At 68.9% G+C, this 18,796-nt stretch carries 18 protein-coding genes and 1 pseudogene; 14 read left to right on the top strand and 5 right to left on the bottom strand.

Annotated elements, in window-relative coordinates; genetic code table 11:
- Positions 1-1,543 (top strand): DUF3394 domain-containing protein (locus tag J5F18_RS17450; protein ID WP_346299802.1); only part of this gene is annotated, 1,543 nt, incomplete at its 5' end.
- 14 nt (positions 1,544-1,557) lie between these two features.
- Positions 1,558-1,986, top strand: a complete 429-nt coding sequence (locus tag J5F18_RS17445; RefSeq protein WP_346299801.1) for a universal stress protein — start codon at positions 1,558-1,560, stop codon at positions 1,984-1,986.
- Positions 1,987-2,083: 97 nt separating this feature from the next.
- On the opposite strand, the gene soxZ is transcribed toward J5F18_RS17445, so the two are convergent.
- From soxZ to J5F18_RS17425, 4 genes are all read right to left on the bottom strand, one after another.
- Positions 2,084-2,887 (bottom strand): thiosulfate oxidation carrier complex protein SoxZ, encoded by an 804-nt coding sequence (soxZ, locus tag J5F18_RS17440; RefSeq protein ID WP_346299800.1) that lies wholly within the window; start codon positions 2,885-2,887, stop codon positions 2,084-2,086.
- Positions 2,888-2,904: 17 nt separating this feature from the next.
- Positions 2,905-3,942 (bottom strand): YeeE/YedE family protein, encoded by a 1,038-nt coding sequence (locus J5F18_RS17435; protein WP_346299799.1) that lies wholly within the window; start codon positions 3,940-3,942, stop codon positions 2,905-2,907.
- Positions 3,943-4,021: 79 nt separating this feature from the next.
- Positions 4,022-5,332: an FCSD flavin-binding domain-containing protein gene (locus J5F18_RS17430; RefSeq protein WP_346299798.1), complete on the bottom strand. Its 1,311-nt coding sequence runs from the start codon at positions 5,330-5,332 to the stop codon at positions 4,022-4,024.
- Between the two features lie 9 nt (positions 5,333-5,341).
- On the bottom strand, positions 5,342-5,674 hold the full coding sequence (locus tag J5F18_RS17425; protein ID WP_346299797.1) for a c-type cytochrome: 333 nt from the start codon (positions 5,672-5,674) through the stop codon (positions 5,342-5,344).
- Between the two features lie 287 nt (positions 5,675-5,961).
- On the opposite strand from J5F18_RS17425, the pseudogene J5F18_RS17420 reads away from it, so the two are divergent.
- The 12 genes and pseudogenes from J5F18_RS17420 to J5F18_RS17365 all read left to right on the top strand — a co-directional run bounded on the left by J5F18_RS17420 (position 5,962) and on the right by J5F18_RS17365 (position 17,490).
- Positions 5,962-6,664, top strand: a pseudogene (locus J5F18_RS17420) (DUF2189 domain-containing protein).
- A gap of 99 nt (positions 6,665-6,763) precedes the next feature.
- Complete coding sequence (locus J5F18_RS17415) at positions 6,764-7,252, top strand: lysozyme inhibitor LprI family protein (protein WP_346299796.1); 489 nt, start codon at positions 6,764-6,766, stop codon at positions 7,250-7,252.
- A gap of 100 nt (positions 7,253-7,352) precedes the next feature.
- Entirely contained in the window at positions 7,353-7,865 is a 513-nt protein-coding gene (locus tag J5F18_RS17410; protein WP_346299795.1) for a molybdopterin-dependent oxidoreductase, read from the top strand.
- Positions 7,866-7,898: 33 nt separating this feature from the next.
- Positions 7,899-9,392, top strand: a complete 1,494-nt coding sequence (locus J5F18_RS17405; protein ID WP_346299794.1) for an ATP-binding protein — start codon at positions 7,899-7,901, stop codon at positions 9,390-9,392.
- Complete coding sequence (locus J5F18_RS17400) at positions 9,356-10,051, top strand: response regulator (RefSeq protein WP_346299793.1); 696 nt, start codon at positions 9,356-9,358, stop codon at positions 10,049-10,051. The genes J5F18_RS17405 and J5F18_RS17400 overlap by 37 nt, the downstream gene beginning before the upstream one ends.
- Before the next feature lie 234 nt (positions 10,052-10,285).
- Positions 10,286-10,357, top strand: a complete 72-nt coding sequence (pqqA, locus tag J5F18_RS17395; protein WP_010627037.1) for a pyrroloquinoline quinone precursor peptide PqqA — start codon at positions 10,286-10,288, stop codon at positions 10,355-10,357.
- Between the two features lie 54 nt (positions 10,358-10,411).
- Positions 10,412-11,338, top strand: a complete 927-nt coding sequence (gene pqqB, locus J5F18_RS17390) for a pyrroloquinoline quinone biosynthesis protein PqqB (RefSeq protein WP_346299792.1) — start codon at positions 10,412-10,414, stop codon at positions 11,336-11,338.
- Positions 11,339-11,421: 83 nt separating this feature from the next.
- Positions 11,422-12,189, top strand: coding sequence for a pyrroloquinoline-quinone synthase PqqC (pqqC, locus tag J5F18_RS17385; protein WP_346299791.1), 768 nt, complete (start codon positions 11,422-11,424; stop codon positions 12,187-12,189).
- Positions 12,186-12,476 carry a pyrroloquinoline quinone biosynthesis peptide chaperone PqqD gene (pqqD, locus tag J5F18_RS17380; protein WP_346299790.1) on the top strand — a complete coding sequence of 97 codons (291 nt, stop codon included), beginning with the start codon at positions 12,186-12,188 and terminating at the stop codon, positions 12,474-12,476. Before pqqC ends, pqqD begins: the two co-directional genes overlap by 4 nt.
- Positions 12,469-13,620, top strand: coding sequence for a pyrroloquinoline quinone biosynthesis protein PqqE (gene pqqE / locus J5F18_RS17375; protein ID WP_346299789.1), 1,152 nt, complete (start codon positions 12,469-12,471; stop codon positions 13,618-13,620). Before pqqD ends, pqqE begins: the two co-directional genes overlap by 8 nt.
- 131 nt (positions 13,621-13,751) lie before the next feature.
- Positions 13,752-14,939, top strand: a complete 1,188-nt coding sequence (nosP, locus tag J5F18_RS17370) for a nitric oxide-sensing protein NosP (protein ID WP_346299788.1) — start codon at positions 13,752-13,754, stop codon at positions 14,937-14,939.
- Positions 14,932-17,490 (top strand): NahK/ErcS family hybrid sensor histidine kinase/response regulator, encoded by a 2,559-nt coding sequence (locus J5F18_RS17365; RefSeq protein WP_346299787.1) that lies wholly within the window; start codon positions 14,932-14,934, stop codon positions 17,488-17,490. The genes nosP and J5F18_RS17365 overlap by 8 nt, the downstream gene beginning before the upstream one ends.
- Here J5F18_RS17365 and J5F18_RS17360 read toward each other — a convergent pair.
- The gene (locus J5F18_RS17360) at positions 17,462-18,145 is read right to left on the bottom strand and encodes a response regulator transcription factor (RefSeq protein WP_346299786.1); all 684 of its coding nucleotides are present in this window, start codon (positions 18,143-18,145) and stop codon (positions 17,462-17,464) included. The two genes, J5F18_RS17365 and J5F18_RS17360, sit on opposite strands and share 29 nt — an antisense overlap.
- Between the last annotated feature and the right edge of the window lie 651 nt (positions 18,146-18,796).

The raw sequence follows: 18,796 nt of genomic DNA, 5'->3' as shown, positions 1-18,796 counted from the left end.
CCTGCCGACCAGCAACCCGCCGCGTCCCTTCCTCAACAAGGTGATCGGCTTTCTCACCGGCCTGATCCTGCTGATGGCGCTGTCGTTTGCGGTCTACTATGGCCTTGGCTGGCTCAAGCCGGTGCTGGGCGATGCCACACCCTGGGTGATTGCCGTGGCGCTGACGGTGGCCTATATCGGGCTGCTCAAGGTGGGGTCGAACTACCCGGAGCTGGAGCTTGACGATCCCTCTTCCAAGGTGATCAAGCTGCCCCAGACCCGTCCTACGGTAATGGTGGGGCTGCACTATATCCTGCCGGTGATCGTGCTGGTGTGGTGCCTGATGGTGGAGCGCCTGTCGCCGGGGCTCTCGGCCTTCTGGGCCACGGTGTTCATGATCTTCATCATGCTCACCCAGCGGCCGATCATCGCCGTCTTCCGCGGCCGCAGCCGCCTGGGCGAGGATATCAAGGAGGGCTGTCTGGATCTGTGGGATGGCCTGGTGGCCGGTGCCCGCAACATGATCGGCATCGGCATCGCCACCGCGGCGGCGGGTATCATCGTCGGGGCGGTCTCCCAGACCGGCGTCGGCCTGGTGCTGGCCGACGTGGTGGAGATCCTCGCCATGGGCAACCTGATGCTGATCCTGCTGCTCACCGCGGTGCTCAGCCTGATACTCGGCATGGGCCTGCCCACCACCGCCAACTACATCGTGGTGTCGGCGCTGATGGCACCGGTGATCGTGATGCTGGGTCAGCAGAGCGGCCTGATCGTGCCGCTGATCGCCGTGCACCTCTTTGTCTTCTATTTCGGCATCATGGCCGACGTGACGCCGCCGGTGGGCCTGGCGTCCTTCGCCGCGGCGGCGGTCTCCGGGGGCGACCCGCTGCGCACCGGCTTCCAGGCCTTCTACTACAGCCTGCGTACCGCGGCGCTGCCCTTCCTGTTCATCTTCAACACCGACCTGCTGCTGATCGACGTCGGGTGGTTGCAGGGAATCCTGATCTTCATCATCGCGACGATCGCCATGCTGATCTTCGCGGCGGGCACCCAGGGGTACATGATCGTGCGCAGCCGCTGGTACGAGAGCGTGCTGCTGCTGCTGGTGGCCTTCACCCTGTTCCGCCCCGGCTTCTGGATGGACCAGATCCACGACCCCTACGAGTCGGTGCCGCCCAGCGAATTCGTCCAGGTCCTCGGCGAGGTGGAGGACGGCAGCAACCTGCGGGTGCAGATCAGCGGCGAGGACGCCTTCGGCGACCCCATGACCACCTATGTCCTGGTGCCGGTGCCCCGCGGCGACACCGGCGAGGAGCGCATGGAGCGCCTGGGGATGGAGCTGTGGGTCGACGGCGACCAGACCCTGGTGGACTTCGTCGAGTTCGGCGGCCTGGCCCAGGACCTCGGTTTCGACTTCGATCAGGAGATCCTCGAGGTGCTGGCGCCGGTGGATCGCTTGGCCAAGGAGTGGATGTGGATACCGGGCTTCTTGGTGTTCGGTCTTGTCGTGCTGCTGCAGCGTCGCCGTCGTGAACCCGGTGCCGGCCAGGCCGCCACCGCCTGAGGGAGGAGAAGACCATGTACAGCAAGATCCTGCTGCCGGTGGACCTCAATGAAGAGCTCTCCTGGAAGAAGGCGCTGCCCACGGCGGTGACCCTGTGCCGCACCTTCGGTGCCACGCTGCATGTGGTGACGGTGCTGCCGGACTACCGCATGCCGCTGGTGGGCTCCTACTTTCCCAAGGACTTCGCCAAGAAGGCCCACGAGGCGGTCACCGAGGCCCAGCACCAGTTCATCCAGGAGCACGTGCCCGAGGATATCAAGGTGCAGACCGTCATCGTGGATGGCTCGCCCTGGGAGGCGATCGTCAAGGCGGCCAAGAAGCTGGAGGTCGACCTGATCATCATGGCCTCCCACAACAAGCGCAAGTTTGCCGACTACGTGCTGGGCCCCAATGCCGAGCATGTGGTGCACCACTCCAAGGTGTCGGTGATGATCGTGCGCTGAGCGTTCGCCAGGCGGCCGCCTGACCGCGATGAACGCAAGAGCCCCGGCCACCAGTTGGCCGGGGCTCTTGCATTATCGGGTGGGCCGGAAGCGCCGGTCAGCCGACGCTCACCCTGGCCTCGTGGCGGGCGCTCTCGCCGGTGTCGTCCTGCCATTCGATCACCACCTCGGCATCCTCGCGGGGCGAGAGGTGGAAGCGCAGGTAGGGGTTGGCCGATACCGACTGGTGCAGGCGGGCGGCGAAGGCGGTCTCGCCATTGAGGCTGACGGTGAACCGCTCGATGATGTGGCGCGGCAGCGTCTCGCCGTCGGCGCCCTCGCGCAGCCCGGTTTCCATGGGGTGGCTGATCAGGGTGCGCACCTCGGCGGCTCCGCCGTTACTGATGCGCTCGGGCAGGCTGACCCGAGGGTTGGAGAGCGGAGCCGGGGGCTGGTCGTCGCCGCGCATCAGGCAGCCGCTCACGGTGATGCGCACCTCCCGGGCGGTGGCGAAGGTCTCGCCCTGCTGGCTGCGGGCGATGGCGATCACCTGCTGGCTCTCGTTGAGGCGTACCCGGGTGGAGATCTCCGGCAGGCCAGCCTCGGGGCTGAGCGCGAAGCTGGCGATCTCGGGGTTGGGGTTGCCGGTGGCAAAAAGGTGGATCTCCGCCAGGTGGTCATCGTCGCCGAGGCTCCCCTCGAAGCGCACGGAGAGCGGTACCGCGGCACCGTCCTCGGAGACATGGGGCAGCTCCAGCACCAGGCCTTCGGTGGTCGGCCGGGAGTCGCCGAGCAGCTCGCCGGCGACATCGAGGCGCTGCCAGGGGCCGTCGGCCAGGGCCAGCGGCGCCAGCGCCATGAGGCCGAGTCCGGCCAGCAGTCGGCGGCGGGAGAGGGGGCGTCGGGTCAGGGGGTGCGGCATGGGCGTCCTCTGGTCGATCAGGTGGTGGTCGGTGTCTTGGACAGCGCCAGGGAGCCCTTGATCCCCAGGCGGGCCCCGGCCAGGATGCCGGCCAGGGCGGCGAAGCTGGGCAGGGCCAGGGTCGAGAAGCCAGAGAGACCCTGGCCGATGGAGCAGCCCAGGGCCAGCACGCCGCCGATGCCCATCAGCGCCCCGCCGGCCATGCTGCGCCCCATGTGGCCGGGCCCCGAGAAGCCCTGCCAGCGGAAGTCGCGGCGCGCCAGCGCCATGGCCAGGGCGCCCACCAGCACGCCTCCCACCACGCTGACGCCGAAGCCGAGGCGGGTGCCGGTGGAGAGCATGGCATACTGCAGCGTCTCGCCAATGGGGGCGATGAAGGTGAGGGTGGCCAGGCGCACCGGCTCGAAGTCATCGAAGCCCAGCACGCCGGTGGCGACCCAGCCGGCCGGGACCAGGGCGCCGATGATCAGCCCACCCAGCCACTCCCGCGGGCTTCCGCGAAAGTCGCGGCTGGCCAGCGCCCAGGCTATCAGCGCGCCGCCCAGTATCAGGGCCGGCAGCCAGGCGGGAGCGCCGAGCAGCCCCGGCAGGTCCCGGGCGGGCAGGGCGAGGGTGGTGGCGCCCTCGAGCCAGACGCGCAGCGGCGCCAGCAGACCGGAGAGCGTCATGGCGGCTGCCAGGCCCAGGCATACCAGCACCACGAAGCTGCGCAGGTTGCCGCCGCCCAGCAGTACCAGCGAGCGGGCGCCGCAGCCGTTGGCGAGCACCATGCCATAGCCGAACAGCGCCCCGCCCAGCGGGAGCGCCAGCCAGGAGGCGCTGGGCGGCAGGTAGAGGGCGCCGCCCAGCGACACCACGCCGAAGGCGGCCAGCGCCTGGCTGCCCAGCAGCGCCACGGCCATGGCCAGTGCGAAGGCGCGCAGCTTGAGGGTGTCGCCCCGCCCCCAGGCGTTGGCCAGGCCGCGCATCAGGCAGAAGCCGGTGGCCTGTGCGGTGGCGCCGAAGGCCAGCCCGATGATCAGGCCCGACCAGGCGACCAGCTCGATATGGCTCATGAAACGATCCTCGATCCTTCAACGAAACGGGGCCACCCGGAGGTGGCCCTGCATATCATACCATTCCGGGGTCAGGGTCTCAGGCGGGGGTGCCCCAGGTGTCCTGGCAGATGGCGTTGTACCAGCCCACGGCGTACTCGGCCTCCAGGGCGCGGATAGGGTCCGGGGCGTCGGCGGGACTCAGGCCACCGGATACCTCCTCGATCACCCCCTCCTGGACCCGGTAGACCCCGGCCACCGAGATGCCGTACTCGGGGCCGATCAGGCTGTAGCAGGTGTTGGTCCAGTAGGGCTCCGGAGCGGCGCGGCCGGAGAGTTCCGCGGCGATGGCGGCGGCCACCACCTTGGCCTGGTTGTTGGCGCAGAAGCCCGACTTGGGCATCGGCGCGGCCACGGTGGCGTCGCCCACCACGTAGATATCGGCGACCCGCTGGGACTCGAAGGTCTCCGGCTTGACCGGCACCCAGCCTGAGTCGTCGGTGACGCCGGCGCGCTCGGCGATCCAGCCCGCCTTCTGGGGCGGAATGACGTTGAGCACGTCGGCGCGGTGGCGGGTGCCGAACTCGGTCTCCACTTCCCGGTTCTCGGCATCGACCCGGGTCACACGGCCGTCGTCGGAGAGCCCGACCCACTCGATGCGGTCGCCGTAGAGCCGCTCCCAGCCGGCGGTGAACAGCCCCTGCTTGGAGAAATTGTCCTTGGCATCGAGGATCAGCACCTTGGAGGCGGGCTTATGCTGGCTGAAGTAGTGGGCCACCATGCTGGCGCGCTCGTAGGGTCCCGGCGGGCAGCGGAAGGGGTTCTCCGGGGCCACCATCACGAAGGTGCCGCCGTCCTCCATCTCCTCGAGCTGGCGGCGCAGCAGCTCACTCTGGGCGCCGGCCTTCCAGGCGTGGGGCGCGAGCTCCGCGGCGGCCTCGTCGTAGCCCTCCAGGCCGTTCCAGCGGAAGTCGATGCCCGGTGACAGCACCAGGCGGTCGTAGGCCAGGGTCTCGCCGTTGGCCAGGCGCACGCGGTGCCCGTCGGGATCGACGTCCTCGGCCAGGCTGTGCACCACCCGGACGCCGTAGCGGTCGCGCAGCTCATCGTAGCCGTGGGCGATGGAACGCATGTCGCGCAGGCCGCCCAGGAAGAGGTTGCTGAACGGACAGGTGTAGAACACCTCGGCGGGTTCCACCAGGGTGACCTCGATGGCCGGGTTGGCACGCTTGAGGTACTTGGCGGCGGTGGCGCCGCCGAAGCCGCCGCCGATCACCACCACGCGCCCGGCGCGTTGGTTGCCGATGGCGAAGGGGGCGAAGCCGCCCACCAGGGGCAGGGCAGAGGCGGCGCCGAGGCCCTGCAGGAAGCGACGCCGGGAGAAGCCGTGGCGTTGGGAATCGTGACTCATGGGGCCCCCTTACGGCGCGTCGATGGTGGCAAAATGTTCGGCCAGCGCCGAGAGTTCCTCGTCGCTGAAGCCCTTGGCGATGCGGTCCATCACCGTGGTGTCCTCCACCTCGTCGCGCTTGAAGGCGAGCAGGCGCGACTCCAGCAGCTCCGCCGGGCGGCCGGCGAGCGCCGGGACCGCCCCCGAGAGGCGACCGTCGGTACCATGGCAGCTGGCACAGCCGCCGGCCATGACCGCCATCTGATCCCGGGAGAGGTCGGAATCGGCCTGGACCGTGGTGGCCAGGCCGCCAAGCAGCAGGGCGATCGACAGGGCCGATGCCGGGCGCAGTGACAGGGTCATCTTCGGATCCCTTCTTTGGTGGGTGTGAGGGCAAGCTTCCATGCTAGGGCAGCCTGCGTCCATGTCACAAAGATCATTTCGCCATCGTCTTATGAACTGCCCCGTGACGAGGCCTGAGTTGCGGCAGCGTGGAATGACTCCCCGCGCCCCATCGGCAGGATTGACACCGGTCAACTACATTGAGGAGGCATCAAACGGAGATGAGGCAGCCCCGTGGCCGAGACCCGGGTTGCCATGCAATGGCCCGAGCGCCTCGGGCAGTATCTGGCGGAAACAGGGGTGACACCATGAATGCGGCATCAACAAGATCGAATGACAAGGCTGCAGCGCCCAGGGTCAAGATCAGCATCAACCCGGTGGGCATGGACCGGCCGAGGGCCTGGCTCGCGGCCGGCATCGAGGATTTCCGCCAGGCCACGGCGGTAAGCCTCGCCTACGGCATGTTCTGGGTAGGCCTGAGCATTGCCGTGACCGCCGGTGCCATCACCCTGGGGCTCTGGCACTGGCTGCTGCCCATGGCCGCTGGCGATGATGGGCGTGATGCTGATGATCTTCTTCCTCGCCTGGATTCGCCTGGCGACGCTGCTGTTTGCCCTCTTCTACGGCTTCGAGGCCCCGGGGCCGGCGGCTCTCTATGCCTCGCTGCTGACCACGCCGCAGGGCCTCGGCATGATCGCGGTGGGCACGGCCATGGGCAGCGTGCTGGCCTTTGGCGCCTTCGCCATCAGCGTGGTGGCGATCCCCACCCTGATGGATCAGGACCTCACCTTCATGGAGGGGATCGAGGCCAGCGTCCGCTCGGTGGCCCGCAACTTCCGCCCCATGCTGCTCTGGGCGGTCATCCTCACCGTCTGTGTGCTGGTCGGCATGATGACCTTCTATATCGGCCTGGCGCTGATCCTGCCTGTGCTGGGGCATGCCAGTTGGCACGCCTACGAGGACCTGGTGCGCGTCGAGGTGATCGAGGAGGATGAGCCGCTGCAGGGCTGAGCCGCGCCTCCTCGCGTCACCGGCGAGGAGCCACTATGCTGGGGGGCGTTGATGCCCCCCGTTTCAACGCTGGCGCCCGCCAGCCCCACAGGTGATGCCATGCCGATGCTGCGCCGACTTGCCTGCCTGCTGCTGGTTTCGCTGCCGTCGACCATGGCCCTCGGCCAATCACTTGCCTTTTCGCCGTCTGCTGGTGCACAGACCATTGCCTATGAGCTGGAGGCCTGCATGGCCGAAGGTGAGTGGCTTCCCGAGCCGAGCCTCGCCTGCGCCCGCCGCGCCGAGGCGAGCTGGGAAGAGGAAGTCGACCGACTCGCTGCCCGGCTCGACAAGGTGCTGGGGCGGGAGGCCCGGCAGGCCCTGGAGGTGGCCATGACGGCATGGCGGGAAGGGCGCGAGGCCGATCTCGCGCTGGTCGAGTCCTATCATGACCAGTTGGAGGCGGCCGAACTGGGTGATCCCGAGTTGCTGCATCTGTCTCGTCAGCTGCATCGCAATGGCGTTCTCGAGCAGCGGGCCCGCTATCTGCAGCGGCTGCTGGAAGGCCTGGAGACGCTGCAGCCGGACCGTCATCAGGAGGCACCCTGACGTCGGCGTGTCTCGCTGGCCATGACGACTGGCTAACTGACCTTTACCCCCGGATCGGGTAGGCTGGTCGGCAATCCCGATGCCATGACTGGATTGCCCCATGCGCCAGCACCTGCCCCTGCTGTTCGTCCTCCTTCTGCTTCCCCCGCTGACGCCCCTGATGGCGTCGCAGACCCCGCTGTCGGCCCCCAGCGGCGAGGTGCTGCTGACCATCAGCGGGGAAATCCAGCGGCCCAACGTGGGCGACGAGGCGCGCTTCGATCGCCCGATGCTGATGGCGATCGCCCCCACCGTGATCGAGACGCGCACCCCCTGGCACCCCGACCGCGGCCGCTTCGAGGGCCCGCTGCTGCGGGAGGTGCTGGCGACCGCCGGCGTACGCAGCGATCGGGTGCGGGTACGGGCCCTCAACGGCTTCGAGGCCGAGATCCCTCTCTCGGACCTGCTGGAGTACGACGTCATCCTGGCCATGACCCGCAACGACTCGCCGATCCCGATCCGCTACTTCGGTCCCCTGTTCGTGCTCTACCCCTTCGACGAGCATCCGGAGCTGCTCACCGAGGCGGTGCGCTTCCGGTCGGTGTGGCAGGTGACGGAAATCCATGCGCCCTGATCCACGCCACTGACCCGGGGAGCGGCCACCGATATGCTGCGACACCCCCTGCGACTCAAGCTGGGCGCCATCAGCGCCCTGCTGCTGCTGGCGGCGGCCCTGATGGTGGACAGCCTGGCCCAGAGCGTCGGGGGCGATACTACCTGGCACGCCTACAAGCTCGACCGGGATGTGGTCCAGCTGCGCAGCTTCCTGGCTCAGCCCGATGGTGGCCTGGATGGGCTCTGGCTGCGCTTCGAGCTCCTGTACAGCCGCCTCACCCTGCTGCGCGGCGGCGACATCCGCGAGCTGCTGGCGGCCATCCCCACGGCCGGCGAGCTGCTGGATGACATCGAGGCACGGCTCGATGCCCTGGACGAGCGGATCCCCCGGCTGACCGCCCTCGAGCCCGAGGTGCGCCGGGCCCTGGATGGCGATCTCGATCTCCTGAGCAACCGAACCGAGCGGCTGGTAATCGCCATCAACGGTCATCTGGCCGAAACCGCCACCCGCGAGCGTGGCCAGCTGCTGGGGCTCTACGCCCTGCTGCTGGTGCTGATACTGGCGATGAGCCTCTCGGCTCTGCTGGTGGCCCTCATGCTGTTTCGCGAGGCGCGGGACAATGCCGCCGCCCGGCGGGACCTCGAGGCGCTAAGTCGCGAGCTGGAGGTGACCGCCCGCCGGGCCGAATCGGCCAGCCGCGCCAAGTCGGAGTTCCTGGCCACCGTCAGCCATGAGATCCGCACGCCCCTCAACGGGGTGATCGGCATGAGCGACCTGCTGCTGGAGCACCGCCTCGAGGGCAAGGCGCAGCAGTATGTGGCCACCATTCACGACAGCGCCGGGCTGCTGCTGGAGCTGATCAACGATCTCCTGGACTTCTCCAAGATCGAGGCCGGGCGACTCGAGCTCGAGCATCGCCCCCTGGTGCTGGCGGAGCTCGTCGACGGCACCCTGGCGATGTTCGCCCCGCGCGCCGAGGCGCGCGGGGTGCGCCTGATCACCCGCCAGGACCCGGGCCTGCCGCCGCGGGTGATGACGGACCCGGGGCGCCTGCGCCAGGTGCTGCTCAACCTCGTCTCCAACGCGGTGAAGTTCACCGAGAAGGGCGAGGTGCGGCTCGAGGTGCGTCTCGAATTCCGAGGCAGGCTCCGCTTCGAGGTGGTCGACACCGGCTGCGGGATCGCTCCGGAACAGCTCTCCCGGATCTTCGAGCCCTTCCGGCAGGGGGATGCCTCCACGGCCCGTCGCTTCGGCGGCACTGGCCTGGGCCTGGCCATCTGTCGCCGCCTGGTGGAGGCCATGGGAGGCCAGCTCGACGTCGCCAGCGAGCCCGGCGTGGGCAGCCGCTTCTGGTTCGTGGTGCCCCTGGTGGTGGCCGAGGCGACGGACTCCCGGGTGGCCTCCGCCCTGCGTCGTTCACGGGGCCTGGATCCGAGTCGCGCCCGGCTGCTGGTGGTGGAGGACAACCCCGTCAACCGGCCAGAGCCCTGCTGGAGCGGCTGGGCTGTGTGGTCACCATCGCCGATTCGGGGGCGGCCGCCCTGAAGCGGGTGGCGGCGCGCCGCTTCGACCTAATCTTCATGGACGTGCAGATGCCCGACATGGATGGCCTGGAGGTGACCCGCCGCCTGCGCGCCCGGAAGGGCTGGGCCGCGGGGGTGCCCATCGTGGCCATGACCGCCGGCGGTCCCGGTGGGGAACAGGCGCGATGCCTGGCCGCCGGCATGAACGGCTACCTGACCAAGCCGCTGCGTCAGGAGGCGCTGCTGGACGTGCTGCACCGGCATCTGCTCGAGAACCAGGCCCTCCCGCCGCTCACCGCCGCCGCCGGTCAAGGCGCCCTGGTGGACCCGCTGACCCTCCAGGCCCTGCACGAGCAGCTGGGGGCGGGCGGTCTGCAGTCGCTGATGGCGCTCTACCGTGACCAGGTCGAGGTGCGCCTGGCCGGGCTGGAGCGGGCCCTGGGGGAGGGGGCAGACCTGGAGGCGGCCCGCCATGCGGCCCATCAGCTCAAGGGCGAGTCGGCAAGCCTCGGCGCCGTCAAGGTGGCGGGCCACGCCTTGCGGCTCGAGCGCCTGGCCGGGAAGGGGGACCGGGTCGCGGCCAGGGCCATGCTGCACGAGCTCATGCTCTGTGTGACGGCCACCCTGGCCGCACTGGAGATCTGGCTGGAAGCCCCCCAGCGATCTCGTCGCTCGACGTGAGTGAGATTCGCCAGCAGACGTTTCATGGGCGGTCCTGCCCGGCAGGAGACATCATGAGGCTAGCCGGTGGCCGGCGTCGACACCCGGCCTTGGGCGGGGGGGATTTCATCCCAATGAAGGGCGGTTTCTCCCTCTAAAGTACCGCTCTGGCAGATCGCCGCCAGTGCTTTACTGGGATGGCCGTCGCCTTTGGCACGGTAGCCACTCCCAACGACAATATCTGGAGGAACCGACATGTGGACCAAGCCCAGCTTCCGTGACCTGCGCCTCGGCTTCGAGGTCACCCTGTATATTGCCAATCGCTGATCGGTCGATGTCACGGGGCCGAAAGGCCCCGTCTGCCAGCTCCAGGAGAGTGCCATGCAGGTGCTGATACTTGGTTCGGCGGCGGGAGGTGGATTCCCGCAGTGGAACTGCAACTGCCCCAACTGCCGTGACGTTCGCCGCGGGCCCGGCCTGAGCCCGAGAACCCAGTCGTCGATTGCGGTGAGCATGGACGGCGAGCGCTGGCTGCTGTGCAACGCCTCGCCCGATATCCGCACCCAGCTTGGCGCCTCGCCGGCACTCTTTCCACGTCGTGGCCTGCGCGACAGCGGCATCGCCGAGGTGCTGCTGGTGGACGCCCAGATCGATCACGTCAGCGGGCTGCTGTCACTGCGCGAGGGCTGCCCGCTCGACGTCTGGTGCACGCCCGGCGTGCATGAAGACCTCTCCGGCGGCTTTCCGCTGTTTGCCATGCTGCGTCACTGGAACGGCGGGCTCATCTGGCGCGAAATCCCGCTGGCGGGCGAGCGCGAACGCTGCTCCTTCCAGGTGCCGAGTTGCCCCGGGCTCGAGATCACCGCGCTTTCGCTGAGCTCCAATGCGCCGCCTTATTCTCCCCGCCGCGGCGCGCCGGCCACCGGCGACAACCTGGGCCTGTTGTTCCGCGACACGCTTACCGGCGGCACGCTGTTCTACGGGCCTGGCCTGGGCGAGCCGAGCGCTGCGGCGCGGGCGCTGATGCGCCAGGCCGACTGCGTGCTGGTGGATGGCACCCTGTGGCACGACGACGAGATGATACGCCTCGGCATCGGTCAGGCCACCGGGCGCGACATGGGGCATCTCGCGCTGGCCGGCGAGGCGGGCATGATCGCCGAGCTCGATGCGTTGCCGGAGCCGACGCGGCGCATCCTGATTCACATCAACAACACCAATCCCGTGCTGGACGAGGCCTCGCCGGAGCGCGCCGTGCTGGAGCGGCACGGCATCGAGGTGGCCCACGACGGCATGCAGCTCACCCTGTAGGCGCCAGTAGTGTCGTCGACGCGCCGCCGAACTGCAGACCACGACAAGCAACAACAAGCAAGAACAACAAAGAGGGGCCCGACATGAACGCCGTGCAACCGCCGCCGACCGCCGTACTCTCTCCCGAAGCCTTTCGCCAGGCCCTGCTGGCCAAGGGTGCCTATTACCACATTCACCACCCTTACCAGATCGACATGGCCGAGGGGCGCGCCACCCCGGCGCAGATCCGCGGCTGGGTGGCCAACCGCTTCTATTATCAGGTGATGATCCCGCAGAAGGACGCCGCGCTGCTGGCCAACTGCCCGGACGCCGCCACCCGGCGGCGCTGGATTCAGCGCCTGCTCGACCACGACGGACGCGACGACGACGCCGGCGGCATCGAGGCCTGGCTGGCGCTGGGCGAGGCGGTGGGCCTGACCCGCGACGAGCTGTGGTCGCAGGAACATGTGCTGCCCGGCGTGCGCTTCGCGGTGGATGCCTACGTCAACTTCGTGCGCCGGGCGAGCTGGCAGGAAGCGGCGATCTCCTCGCTGACCGAGCTGTTCGCCCCCCTGGCGCACCAGAGTCGGCTCGACACCTGGCCGGGACACTATCCCTGGATCGACGCGGCCGGCTACGGCTACTTCCGCAAGCGGCTCAAGGAGGCACGCCGCGACGTCGAGCACGGCCTGGAGCTGGCGCTCACGTTCTGCACGACCGCGGAAACCCAGCAGCGGGCCCTGGAGATCCTGCAGTTCAAGCTCGATGTGCTGTGGAGCATGCTGGATGCCATGACCCTGGCCTATCAGCTGGGGCGCCCGCCCTACCACAGCGTCACCGACCGGCGCGTCTACCATCGGGGGCTGTCATGAGCGCTACCGACCTCCGGGGCACCAGCGTCTGTCACCTGCGTCCGGGCTGGCGCCTGCAGTGGGAGGAGCACCAGCAGCGCCATGTGCTGCTCTATCCCGAGGGCATGGTGCAGCTCAACGCCAGCGCCGGCGCCATCCTCGGCCAGCTCGACGGCCGGCGCGACGTCGACGCCGTGATTCGCGCGCTCGAGGCGGACTACCCCGAGGCGCCGGCCGGGGCCATCGCCGTGGACGTGCACGCCTTCCTGATCGAGGCCGTCCAACAGGGCTGGATCCACCATGACTGACCATACCGACACCGCCGCTGCCAACGCCCAGACCGGCGCCCCACTGTGGCTGCTCGCCGAGCTCACCTACCGCTGCCCGCTGCAGTGCAGCTACTGCTCCAACCCGCTGGACTTCGCCGCGGTCAAGGACGAGCTGACCACCGACGAATGGCTCGATGTGCTGGCCCAGGCCCGCGCGCTGGGCGCCGTGCAGCTGGGCTTCTCCGGCGGCGAGCCGCTGGTGCGGCGCGACCTCGAGACCCTGGTCGCCGAGGCGCGCCGGCTCGGCTTCTACACCAACCTGATCACCTCGGCGCTGGGCCTCGACGAGGCGCGTATCGCGGCGCTGCGCGAGGCCGGGCTCGACCATATCCAGATCAGCCTGCAGGCCGCCGACCCCGAGGTGGCCGCGGCGGTGGCCGGCTCGCCCAAGGCCCATGCCAGGAAGCTGACCATGGCCCGGGCGGTCAAGGCCGCCGGCTATCCGATGGTGCTAAACGTGGTGCTGCACCGCCACAACATCGACCGGCTCGATGCCATCATCGCCCTGTGCGACGAGCTCGGCGCCGACGCCGTGGAGCTCGCCAACTGCCAGCTGTACGGCTGGGCGCACCTCAACCGCACCGGCCTGCTGCCGAGCCGTGCCCAGCTCGAGGCAGCCGAGGCCACCACGGCGCGCTGGCGGGAGCGCCTCGCCGCGCGGGGGCGCGAGATGCGCCTGCTGTTCGTGGTGCCCGACTACTACGCCGACCGGCCCAAGGCGTGCATGGGTGGCTGGGGCGCGATCTTCATGACCGTGGCCCCGGACGGTGCCGTGCTGCCCTGCCACAGCGCGCGGCTGCTGCCGATGACCTTCCCCAAGGTGCGCGAGCAGCCGCTGCGCGAGATCTGGTACGACAGCCCCGCCTTCAACCGCTACCGCGGCGAGGCCTGGATGCGCGAGCCGTGCCGGAGCTGCGACGAGCGCCACAAGGACGTCGGCGGCTGCCGCTGCCAGGCCTACCTGCTGACTGGCGATCCCGCGGTCACCGACCCGGTGTGCGAGCTGTCGCCGGATCACCACCTGATCGAGGCGGCCTGCCGCGAGGCCGAGGGCGATACCCGCAGGGCCCATGCGCTGACCCCGCGCAACGTCCAGGCGTCGCGAGTGTTCTGCCGCAGATGAGCGCGTCGGGTCACCGGGTGACTCGCGACCTTGGTCGTACGCCTGGGGGCCAGGGATGGCACCCAAGTGGCATATCCAGCGGTGTGGCGGCTTCCTATACTCGTGACAAGTCTTTCCGCAGCGAGAGCCCCATGGACACCAATCTTCTGTCTCCCTCCCGCGAGGCCGGCGTGCATCAGGATGCGGTGCTGGTCGCCCATTCGCGCTCCCGCGACCCCGACATGGCGGCTCAGGACCTGGCGAGTCGCCTGCTTCACCCCTGGCTCGGCGGCGTGCTCTTCTTCTGCTCGGCGGAGTACGATCTCGACGCCCTCGGCCAGGCCCTGGAGCAGCATTTCGGCGGTGTCCGGCTGTTCGGCTGCACCACCGCCGGGGAGATCACCGACGAGGGCTACGCCCGTGGCGGTATCACCGCCATCGGCTTCGACCAGCGTCACTTCGCCCTCGACTATGCGCTGATCGAGGATCTCGAGGCCTTCTCGCTGCTGGAGGCCCAGTGGCTCACCGACCGCCTGCTCGAGCGCTGCCGGCAGGCGAGCCTCGCCCCGATCAAGGAGCATACCTTCGCCCTGACCCTGCTCGACGGCCTCTCGGCCAGCGAAGAGCGGGTGCTGGTGAACCTCGACGCCGCGCTCGGCAGCATTCCCCACTTCGGCGGCAGCGCCGGCGACGACAACCAACTGGCCGGCACCCATGTCTACGGCGACGGGGGCTTCCGTACCGGGGCGGCCGTGGTGGTGATGCTCAATACCCCCCTCGACTTCGAGGTGTTCACCACCCACCACCTGCGCCCGCTGGACGACAAGCTGGTGGTCACTGCGGCCGACAGCGAGCACCGCCGGGTCATCGAGCTCAATGCCGAACCCGCCGCCGAGGAGTATGCACGGCTGGTGGGCTGTGGCGTCGACGACCTGAACGAAGAGGTCTTCGCCCGCCATCCGCTGGCGGTGCGGCTGCATGACCAGGACTATGTGCGTTCGATCCAGCGCGTCAACGAGGACCTGAGCCTGAGCTTCTATTGCGCGGTGGAGACCGGCATCGTGCTGACCGCCATGCGTGCCGAGCCGATCCTCGACGACCTGCGTGCCGCCCTCGACGGGATCATCGCCCGGCTGGGTCCTCCGCGGCTGGTGATCGGCTGCGACTGCTTCCTGCGCCGCATGGAGATCGAGGCCGATGACGAGGTCGCCGCCGCCTCGGCGCTGCTGCGGGACTATCGGGTGGTGGGCTTCAACACCTACGGCGAACAGTTCAATGGCCTGCACCTCAACCAGACCTTCACCGGGGTCGTCATCGGCCAGGCCCGTGGCCATGGCTGAGGTCGGCGATCGCGAGCAGGCCCTCGAGCGCGAGGTCGCCAAGCTCAAACGCATCAATGCCGCCCTGATCGAGCGGGTAGAGGCCGGTAACCTGCCGCGCAGTGCACCCTATGCGGCCTTCGAGCATGCCGCGCTGCTCGCCGAGCAGGTGCGCGAGCGCACCCAGGCGCTCAACCAGGCCATGCACGAGCTGCGTGCCAGCAACCGCCTGCTGGCCGAGGCGCGGGAGCGGGCCGAGACCGCCGGCCAGCACCTGGTGGAGGCCATCGAGAGCATCACCGACGCCTTCGTGCTGTTCGACACCGACCAGCGCATCCTGCGCTTCAACAGCCGCTTCGCCGAGTTCTGGCGCCCGGCGGGCATCCGCATCCGCCAGGGCATGCGCCTGGAGGACATCCGGCGCCTGGCGCTGAGTTCGGGGCTGGTGATCAGCGAGCAGCTGGGGCGCCGCGATGGGCGCACCGTCTACCGCCTGCACGACGACCGCTGGGTCCAGGTGCATCAGCGCCCCACCCGGGGCGGCGGTCGGGTGATCCTCTATGTCGATATCACCGCTCTCAAGCGCCACGAGCATGCCCAGCGCGAGCACGCCCTGGCCCAGAAGACCCGCCTGCTGCAGGCCACGGTGGACAGCCTCTCCCAGGGGGTGGCGGTGATCTCCTCCGACGGCCTGCTGGAGATGTGCAACCGGCGCTTCCGGGATCTGACCGATCTGGGGGAGGCCGCGGTGCCCCAGGCGCTGGCCGCCCTGGCCGAACGCAGCGCCCTGATCACCGCCGAGGATGGCCAGGGCGTGACGCCGGCCTGCGAGCGCAGCCTGGCCGATGGGCGGGTGGTGGAGGTGCGTGGCCATGCCATGCCCGGGGGCGGTCAGGTGCTGACCTACACCGACGTCACCGAGCGCATCCGCCATGCCGAGACGCTGCGCGAGCGCGAGCACTGGATCCGCACCATCACCGACGAGCTGCCGGCGATGATCGCCTACCTCGATCGCGACCTGCGCTACGAATTCACCAACCGCGTCTACGACGAGTGGTACGGCTGGCCCCGCGACCTGGTGGTGGGGGGCGAGCTGGAGGCACTGCACAGCCCCGAGCATTTCGCCCAGTTGAGGCCCTATCTGGTGCGGGCACTGCGCGGCGAGAGTGTCTCCTTCGAATTCCCGGAGCAGGGGGCCAGCGGCGAGCAGCGAGTGCTGCTGCGCGCCTATGTGCCGCATTTCGATGGCGAGGGGGAGGTGATCGGCCTGTTCGTGTTGATCCGCGATATCACCGAGCGCCGACGCACCGCCGAGGCGCTGCACCAGGCCTACCAGAACCTGGAACAGCGGGTACGCGAGCGCACCGCCGAGCTGACCCGGGTCAACGGCCAACTGCGCGAAGAGATCGCCGAGCGCAGCGCCGTGGAGCAGCGCCTGCGCGAGGCCAAGGCCGAGGCCGAGGCGGCCAACCTGTCAAAGACCAAGTTCCTGGCCGCGGTCAGCCATGACCTGCTGCAGCCGCTCAATGCCGCTCGCCTCTTCACCGGGGCCCTGAGCGAGCAGGAGACGGCACCGGGCTGCCACGAGCTGATCGATCAGATCGGACGTTCGCTGAAGGACGTCGAGACCCTGCTCGGCACCCTGGTGGATATCTCCAAGCTCGATGCCGGGGTGGTGACCCCGGACGTCGATGCCTTCCCGGTGGCCGAGCTGCTCGACGGCCTGGCCCGGGAGTATCGCCAGGTGGCGGCCAGCGAAGGATTGGCCTTCCACTATGTGCCGAGTCGCGCCGTGGTGCGCAGCGATATCCAGCTGCTGACCCGGGTGGTGCGCAACTTCCTCACCAATGCCGTGCGCTACACCGCCGAAGGACGCATCCTGCTCGGTTGTCGACACCGAGCGGATGGCCTGGAGCTCCTGGTCGGCGATACCGGCGTGGGCATCGCCGAGGAGGAGCAGGGGGTGATCTTCCAGGAGTTCCGCCGCTCCCAGGCCGCCGGCCAGCGACAGGATCGCGGTCTAGGCCTGGGGCTGGCGATCGTCGACAAGGTGGCGCGGGTGCTCGATCATCCCCTGCGGGTCACGTCGGTGGCCGGACGGGGCTCGCTGTTCGGCATCCGCCTGCCCTATGGCGAGCTGGCGCCGCGCAGCCGCTTCACGGCGGCGCCGGTGGCAGGCGTGGACGGCGGGTTGGAGGGGCGGCGGGTCTGGGTGGTCGACAACGACGCCGCCATCTGCGAGGCCATGCGCGTGCTGTTGGCTCGCTGGGGGTGCGAGGTCTGGGTGGCCGACAGCGAGGCCGCCCTGGCGGCCCAGGTGGCCCTGGAAACGGATCCGGCGGATGCGCTGATCGTCGATTACCACCTCGACGATGGCGACACCGGCCTGGCGCTCGCCGAGCGGGTCAATGCCCGGCGCGTCGCCCCGCTGCCGGTGATGACGATCACCGCCAATCACAGCGTGGAACTCAAGCAGCGCATGCGCGAGCTGGGCTATGCGCTGCTGCACAAGCCGGTCAAGCCCCTCAAGCTGCGCCTGGCGCTCACTCGCCTGGTCGCGGACCGCGCTTGAGGTAGACGTTGAAGTCGATGTCGCTGGCCGAGAGGATCGCCTGGACCCGGTTATGCACCCCGAGCTTGCGCAGGATCGCCGAGACATGTGCCTTGACGGTGGTCTCGGCGATCTCGAGGTGGTAGGCGATCATCTTGTTGGATTCGCCCCGGGTCATGTGCTCGAGCACCTGCAGCTGCTTGCGGGTCAGGGTCTCGAGCTGCGCCGCGGTGAGGGTGTGCTCGTCGCGACCGACGGCGCGTGATGAGGAGCCGCTGGCACGGATGATCTCCGAGGGCAGGTAGATGTTGCCGTCGAGGATCTGGGCGATGGCCTGGGTCATCTGCTCGCGGGGCGACGACTTGGTGATGAATCCCACCGCGCCGTAGGTCACCGCCTGAAGGATCACCTGCTTCTCCTCCTCGGCGGAGATGATCACCACCGGAATGGTGGGGGCCTCGTTGCGCAGCTGGATCAGTCCGGAGAGGCCATGCACCCCCGGCATGTTGAGATCCAGCAGGATCAGGTCGAGGTCGTCGTGCTCCAGGGCCAGCGCTTGGGTGGTGTCGAGATCCTCGGCCTCGAGGACCTCGGCATCCGGAAAGCCGTCGCGAATGACGCGGCCGATGGCTTCGCGAAAGAGGGGGTGGTCGTCGGCAATCAGCAGCTTGTACATGGCAGGGCCCGAGTGTCGTGTCGAAAGCGTTGGCCAGCTCTATTCCTATTAGTTGCGCCGATGCACCGCCTCCTGTCAACCGTATCGGGAGCGATGAGGTTAACGATGGTGCCTGTCGCACTCGTCTCTCCGGCGGTCGTCCCTGGACTCGAGGCCGGGGCGTTGGCCGGAGGCCGCGGGCGGGGAAGGGGACGCTCCACCGCCGTCGTCGGTGAGGTCACCGTGACCGAAGTGACAGCGCGCCAGCATGGCGGCCTGAGCGGGAGTGCGAGTCAAGGGAAAGTGAGACATGACCGAGTGCTCCTGGGCGTCGCCTGATGACTCGCCTCCCATGGCGGGGTCGGTGAGCGGCCCGATGTGGCAGGGAAAGGGCATCCATGGGGTCAGCATAAGTGGCGGGGCAGCCTCGCCACATATGACGATGGTCGCGATGGACTGGTACTTAGGGCGTATGACCCGGGTAGGTCGAGTCAGGGCTGCGGGTGGAATGAGGGCCGGGCGGGCTCGACCGCTTCCAGCGGCAGGCCGGCTCCCTGCCAAGCGTCGATGCCGTAGCGGTACCACAGGAAGCGATGCATGCGTTTTCCTCTCGGCGCCGGAGAGGGAAGAAGAGGGCGCCGGAGCACCATCAAACGCCATTTCCCGACCCGA

The sequence above is a fragment of the Halomonas sp. BM-2019 genome (assembly GCF_017584085.1).
Note: the sequence above shows the minus strand (reverse complement) of the source record. Positions and strands in the feature narration are given on the sequence as shown.

Coding starts and splice junctions, on each gene's coding strand:
- J5F18_RS17445 (WP_346299801.1), top strand. CDS start 1,558: ATGTACAGCAAGATCCTGCTGCCGGTGGACCTCAATGAAGAGCTCTCC.
- soxZ (WP_346299800.1), bottom strand. CDS start 2,887: ATGCCGCACCCCCTGACCCGACGCCCCCTCTCCCGCCGCCGACTGCTG.
- J5F18_RS17435 (WP_346299799.1), bottom strand. CDS start 3,942: ATGAGCCATATCGAGCTGGTCGCCTGGTCGGGCCTGATCATCGGGCTG.
- J5F18_RS17430 (WP_346299798.1), bottom strand. CDS start 5,332: ATGAGTCACGATTCCCAACGCCACGGCTTCTCCCGGCGTCGCTTCCTG.
- J5F18_RS17425 (WP_346299797.1), bottom strand. CDS start 5,674: ATGACCCTGTCACTGCGCCCGGCATCGGCCCTGTCGATCGCCCTGCTG.
- J5F18_RS17415 (WP_346299796.1), top strand. CDS start 6,764: ATGCCGATGCTGCGCCGACTTGCCTGCCTGCTGCTGGTTTCGCTGCCG.
- J5F18_RS17410 (WP_346299795.1), top strand. CDS start 7,353: ATGCGCCAGCACCTGCCCCTGCTGTTCGTCCTCCTTCTGCTTCCCCCG.
- J5F18_RS17405 (WP_346299794.1), top strand. CDS start 7,899: ATGCTGCGACACCCCCTGCGACTCAAGCTGGGCGCCATCAGCGCCCTG.
- pqqB (WP_346299792.1), top strand. CDS start 10,412: ATGCAGGTGCTGATACTTGGTTCGGCGGCGGGAGGTGGATTCCCGCAG.
- pqqC (WP_346299791.1), top strand. CDS start 11,422: ATGAACGCCGTGCAACCGCCGCCGACCGCCGTACTCTCTCCCGAAGCC.
- pqqD (WP_346299790.1), top strand. CDS start 12,186: ATGAGCGCTACCGACCTCCGGGGCACCAGCGTCTGTCACCTGCGTCCG.
- pqqE (WP_346299789.1), top strand. CDS start 12,469: ATGACTGACCATACCGACACCGCCGCTGCCAACGCCCAGACCGGCGCC.
- nosP (WP_346299788.1), top strand. CDS start 13,752: ATGGACACCAATCTTCTGTCTCCCTCCCGCGAGGCCGGCGTGCATCAG.
- J5F18_RS17365 (WP_346299787.1), top strand. CDS start 14,932: ATGGCTGAGGTCGGCGATCGCGAGCAGGCCCTCGAGCGCGAGGTCGCC.
- J5F18_RS17360 (WP_346299786.1), bottom strand. CDS start 18,145: ATGTACAAGCTGCTGATTGCCGACGACCACCCCCTCTTTCGCGAAGCC.